This is a genomic window from Bradyrhizobium elkanii WSM2783, from assembly GCF_000472865.1.
Lineage (GTDB): Bacteria > Pseudomonadota > Alphaproteobacteria > Rhizobiales > Xanthobacteraceae > Bradyrhizobium > Bradyrhizobium elkanii_A.
On record NZ_AXAP01000098.1, the window covers coordinates 23,926 to 29,925 of the forward strand.

General features: G+C 65.4%; 4 protein-coding genes. All 4 read left to right on the top strand.

Annotated elements, in window-relative coordinates:
* Positions 1–407: 407 nt before the first annotated feature.
* Positions 408–1,505 (top strand): helix-turn-helix domain-containing protein, encoded by a 1,098-nt coding sequence (locus YY7_RS0142710; protein WP_080664098.1) that lies wholly within the window; start codon positions 408–410, stop codon positions 1,503–1,505.
* Between the two features lie 92 nt (positions 1,506–1,597).
* Positions 1,598–4,960: an autotransporter outer membrane beta-barrel domain-containing protein gene (locus tag YY7_RS64595; RefSeq protein ID WP_028168497.1), complete on the top strand. Its 3,363-nt coding sequence runs from the start codon at positions 1,598–1,600 to the stop codon at positions 4,958–4,960.
* A gap of 123 nt (positions 4,961–5,083) precedes the next feature.
* A complete protein-coding gene (locus YY7_RS0142720; RefSeq protein ID WP_028168498.1) occupies positions 5,084–5,440 on the top strand; it encodes an Mth938-like domain-containing protein in 357 nt (118 codons plus the stop codon).
* Positions 5,441–5,863: 423 nt separating this feature from the next.
* Positions 5,864–6,000: phage integrase N-terminal SAM-like domain-containing protein (locus tag YY7_RS0142730; protein ID WP_433994566.1), on the top strand; the 137-nt coding region annotated here is incomplete at its 3' end.

Genomic DNA, 6,000 nt, shown 5'->3' on the forward strand with positions numbered 1-6,000 from the left:
CGACATCCAGGTGGGCATCTGCTATTGGCTGACGCAGAACCTCAAGCTCGGCGCCAGCTACCGGCTCGATGCGCTCATCAACGTGTTCAACGAATCCGGTGCGTCCCGCAACAGTCTCACACCTGACGCTACACGCATGGCCCGCGCGTCACCCTCATGGGCCAGTTCGACGCGCTGTAAATGCAAGGGGGCTCCTAGAGCTTCGGTTCTGATGGAATCAGAACCGAAGCTCTAGATTCTTGTTTTGACGCGTTTTCTTCACGCGAACCGGTGTCCACTTCGCTCGAAAACGCTCTAGCCCCACGGACCCGAAGATGCGCAAAGGAAATGGAAGCTGGCGGATGAGGTGCCTCTGGCGCCGATCGCGCCGCAGATATAGAACGGACGACACGATGTAGAGATTTGACATGAGGAACAGGGACGTGCCACGGGGCGCTGAAGCGCGGCCAAACGAGATCATCATTTCCGCCTCACGCCTCGATCGTTCGGCCCTCGGCTTTTCCGCCATGCGCGATCTGACGGCAGAGCTGACGGACCTTTTTCTGCTAGGTGCGGCGGAGGAGTTCGGCAACGTCACAGCAACGGCCCATCTTGGTCAGGCTCTTCTGGTCGACGGGCGCGTCAGCTCTCTCTTGTATGATCGGACGTCAGGACATGTGAGGCGCGGCAGCGCTGATCATTACCAATTGCAATTCCATCTCCAAGGCCAGACCCACGCGGAAACGGAAAGGCGCGTCTTCACCGTCCGTCCGGGAGACGTCGGCCTCATCGACATGACGCATGTCGGCCGCTACTGGACGACGGCTCCCGTGAATGGCGGCTTCGCTCACTCGCTGGTCCTGATCGTGCCGCGACGCCTTTTGGCGCCCATGTTGAGCGAGCCCGACGCCGCCGGCGGAACCATCCTTCGGGCGGGCTCGCCGCAGGCCCGGCTTGTCGGCGGGCTTCTGCTCTCGCTCTGGCGACGGGCTCGGTTCATGACGCTCGAAGAGGGCGCGGCCGAGGTTCGAGCCGCAATGCCGCTCATAGCGCAGGCATTCGGCGCCCGCGCCCAGGTCGCGGACGAAGCTCGGCATCCGCGCAACGCGAAGATCCTGCAGCAGGTGCTCTCGCATGTGGAGCATCATATCCATGATGGCGCTCTCGATGTCGCCGCGATCTGTGCGCGGTTCAACGTTTCGCGCTCGGCCCTCTATCGCGCGCTCGAGGCGGAGGGCGGGCTGGTCAGGCTCATCCAGCGGCGGCGGCTGCTGCATGCCTTTTCGCTGCTCTCCTCGCCGGGTCTGCGCCAGCGCCGCATCATCGATGTGGCCGTCGAATGCGGCTTCTCCAGCGATGCCGCCTTCGTGCGCGCCTTCCAACGCAGCTTTGGCCTGACACCCGGCGACGTGCGCGATGCGGCCGACCCTGGGAGGCGTCATTTTGCGAGCCTCGACCTCAGTTGGGCCGGCATGCGGAGGACGGAGCTGCTGGGGTGGATCTCCCAGTTGGGTCGCAGTGAGTGAAGCGCCCAGGCGCTGGGACGCTCGATCAATGATGCCCCCTTCCTTGCCGCTAGAAAGGATTCTCTGCGTCGATCGACACAAGGGAATTGGTGATGAGTGCGTTTGGGCTGGGGCGGGTTGGGGTCGGTAGCTTTCGCGCGCGCGTGTTGCAGCGATCAGCCCTGTCCTGCGGTGCGGCATTACCTTTTCTCGTCATCCTTGGAGGTCCCGTATCGGCGGATGACTTCGTCGGAGCGCCAGGGACGCCGGGTGGCGGAGCCGGTGGGACGCCAGCCGTCATCATAGATGGCGCCGGCATTATCAGCGGGACCAACAGCTATGCCGGGGGCGCCGGCGGCGCGGGTGCGGTCGGTTCGAATGGATTCCCCGTCGGAGGCGCTGGCGGTGCCGGCGGGATCGGCGGGACGGGAGGCGTGCTCTCGCAGCCGACCCCCTCCAGTATCACCAATCAGGCCGTGATGAATGGCGGCACCGGCGGGACGGGAGGCACGGGGGCGCTCCCCGGCGCAGGCGGCAATGGTGGGGGTGGCGGCCTCGGCATGTGGCTCGACACCGGAATTGCTCTCACCAACGGCATGTCTGTCACCGGTGGCGCCGGCGGCGCGGGCGGAGCCGGAGCGAATGGCGCCGCAACAGGATCAAAGGGCGGGAACGGCGGTGCCGGCGGCAACGGCATCGTAGTCGATGCCAACAATACGCTGCTCAACTCGAGCACCATTACGGGAGGCGCGGGCGGAGCCGGCGCCACAGGTGGCAATTCCGGCATATCGCGCGGCGCCAACGGAGGAAACGGCGGCGCCGGCGGCGCGGGCGTCACGCTGGGAGCGCCGGAAGGCTCGGCAATTGCGACGCTCATGAATGCCGGCCGGATTGTCGGCGGAGCAGGGGGCAATGGCGGCAATACGGGCGCGGATGGCGGCACCTCGCCGGGAGGCGGCTTTGGCGGAACGGGCGGGGCTGGAGGAACGGGCGTTCTCATGGCCGGAGGCAATAGCCTCACCAATTCCGGCTCCATCGAAGGGGGAGCCGGAGGGCAGGGGGGCCTCGGCACCACACTCAATGGCGCGACGCTGCCTCAGGGCGACGGCATCCGGGTGAACGGGAGCGGCGCCTCGATCACCAACGGGGTCGGCGGTCTCATCCGCGGAGGAGCCGGAATCAACGCCAGCATCGGTACCGGCACCATTTCTATCGAGAACAACGGCACCATAGAGGGGACGGGTCCCCTCGGCATAGCGATAACCCAGCAAGGCAACGGCACATCCACGCTCATCAATGCCGGCACCATCAACGGCAATGTGGAGCTGAGCGGCTACGACATCACGCTGAAGATCAGCACGACCTCCATCATCAACGGCACGGTGTCTGCCGGTCTCCTGTCCGGTCCCGGTCCCAAGACGCTGGAATTGTTCGGGGCGGGCACCGGCCGATACGACGGCAGTTATGTGGGCTTCAATGCGCTCGTGGTGGATGGCGGAACCTGGATCGTCTCCGGCAACAACGCCTTCAACAGCGCCACCGTGAGAGGCGGCACGCTCTCCGTCGCCGCCAGCGAGAGCATCGGCAGGGCCGCCGCGCCGCTCACCCTCGATGGCGGCACGCTGCAGGTGACGGGAACGGCATTCACCTCCATGAACCGCACCATCAATCTGGGCGCCAATGGCGGCGGCTTCGATATCGCGGATAGAGCGAATACCTTCACCATCGCCCAGGTGCTTTCGGGCACCGGCAGCCTCACAAAGTTCGGTGCCGGCACCCTCGTCCTCACCGGCGCGAACAGCTATTCCGGCGGCACCACGGTGTCGTCAGGCACGCTGGTCCTGGGCAACTCGACAGCGGCGGGAACCGGAGCGGTCAACGTGCTCTCCGGCGGCCTGCTGAAGGGCAGCGGCACCATCGGCGCTCTGTCGGTGGGCAGCGGTGGCACGGTGGCGCCGGGCAACTCGCCCGGCACCCTTACGGTGAACGGCGCCGTGACCTTCAATGCCGGCTCCATCTATCAGGTGGATGTGACGCCCCAGGGCCAGCACGATCTCATCACCTCGACTGGGGCGGTGAGCATCAACACTGGCGCCGGCGTTCAGGTGCTCGCCGTGCCCGGCACCTACGGCCCCAACACCACTTATGCCATCCTCAGCACCTCCGGAGCAGTGAGCGGCACCTTCGGCTCGGTGTCCTCCAACTTCGCCTTCCTCACCCCGACCCTGAGTTACGACCCCCAGAACGTCTATCTGACGCTGGTCTATGACGACGGAAGCAATGGTGGAGGAGGTAATGGCGGTGGCGGTGGGGGCGGTGGCGGCTCCAGCCCGCGCTTCGCTTCCTATGCGACCACGGCCAACGAGCTTGCGGTGGCCAATGCCGCCCAGGCGCTGGGGATCGGCAACACGCTGTTCAACGCCATCGTCACCTTGCCGGTCTCCGGCGTGCCCGGCGTGTTCAATGCGCTTTCCGGCGAGGTCTATCCCTCGGCCATGTCCGTTCTCCAGGACGAGAGCCTGATCCTGCGCCGGGCGGTGCTGGACCGGGCCCGCGTGCCGGTGGCGGCGCCCGCTGCCGCGCCGCTTGCCTATGCCGCCAAAGCCCGGTCCGGCACCGACGTCATCGAGCTGCCGGGCACGCCTAATGCCTTCTGGGCCCAGGGCTTCGGCACCTGGGGCCGGATCGACGGCAACGGCAATGCCGCCACCATCTCCGGCGATGTCTCCGGCATCATCGTCGGCTATGACCGCACCTTCTCCAGCGGGACAGGCGACTGGCGCCTCGGCTTCGCCGCCGGCTACTCCTCGTCCAACTACCACGTGGATGCGCGCTCCTCGTCCTTCTCCAGCGACAATGCCCATGTGGCGGTCTATGGCGGAACGAGCTTCGGGGCCTTGGGGGTGCGGTTCGGCGGGGCCTATAGCTGGGCGGACATCAGCGCGGACCGCAGCGTGGTCTTTCCCGGCTTCTATAATGCGCTTTCCGCCGACACCTCGGCGCGCACGGGCCAGGTGTTCGGCGAGGTGGGCTATGGGCTCTCCTCCGCGAGCGTGAACCTCGAGCCGTTCGCAGGGCTGGCCTACGTCAACGTGGATCTCAGCCGCCTCACCGAGATCGGCGGCCCCGCCGCGCTGACCGGCTACGGCGGCAGCGAGGGCGTGACCTATTCCACCCTGGGTGCCCGCATCAGCGTGCCCTTCCTCCTCGGCCCCATCCCCACGGCCTTCAAGGGCACGCTCGCCTGGCAGCACGCCTTCGGCGATATCACGCCGCAGGTGCTATTCGCCTTCGGCCCCGGCACGACGCCCTTCGCCATCTCCGGGGTGGCCATCGCCAGCGATGCGGCGCTCATCGAGGCCGGCCTCGACATGGCGCTCGCCGCCAACACCTCGCTCTCGATCTTCTATGCCGGCCAGCTTGCCGAGACCGACACCAACAACATGGTCAAGGGACGCTTCTCGCTGAGGTTCTGAGAGACCGATCTGGGACCCGCGTGCGACATCGCAAGTACCCACGCACTGCTTGATACAATCAGGTAGAATAAGGCTCGTCTGCCGGGTCGGGGCCTCGTGTCGAGATCATGAGGAGGTCAGTCCATGAAGATCGAACGCACTACATTCGGCACCATCACGATTGACGGAGAGACCTATGAACACGACGTGATCATTCGTCTGTCCGGCGAAGTGGCAAGGCGGAAGAAGAAGCTGTCGAAGAAGTACTACGGCACCTCGCATGTCCTCTCGAAGGACGAAGCGAGGTTCGTCTTCGAGAAGGGATGTGAGCAGCTCATTCTGGGCTCGGGCCAGTTCGGCAATGTGCATCTATCGCCGGAAGCTGAGGCGTATTTTGCGAGAAAGGGCTGCACGGTCCTGCTGCAGCCGACGCCCAAGGCGATTGACACGTTCAACAGCTCGCATGCGAAGAAGATCGGCCTTTTTCACGTGACCTGCTGAATCGCGCCAGGCCGCCGACCGCGCTGGGGATGAGCATAAGTCCGAGAGCGCATCGATTCACCCCCGTACGTGCCGACCGGCGGCGGAAACGACCATCGCCTGGGTCCGCAGGTCCTGATCAATGTCCGCATTGACGTGAGCAGAGCCGACCCCGAGAGTCGGCTTGGGGTCAAAGCGCGACTTGGCGTGGAGGACGGCTCCTGGCGTAAACCGGACATCTGGTCGGACCCGCGAGTCTGAGAAGGGCCAACGGACTAAACCGCTCGCGCGGTAGGCCGCTGCGGCAAACAGGGTGGCCAAGCCGATAGCGCCAAGGGGCGTCCTGTCTTGAGATTGAGGGGTTGCAACAACCTCACCCAAGACAGGAGCATCCCCATGACCGACGAGGCAATGAGCCCNTTGCGCCGGCGCATGATCGAAGACATGACGATCCGCAAGTTGGCNCCGAAGACCCAACATGACTACGTGCAAAGGGTCAAGAACTTCGCGGCGTTTCTCGGGCGCTCGCCCGATACGGCGAGCTTCGAGGACGTGCGGCGCTACCAGCTGCATCTGGCGGC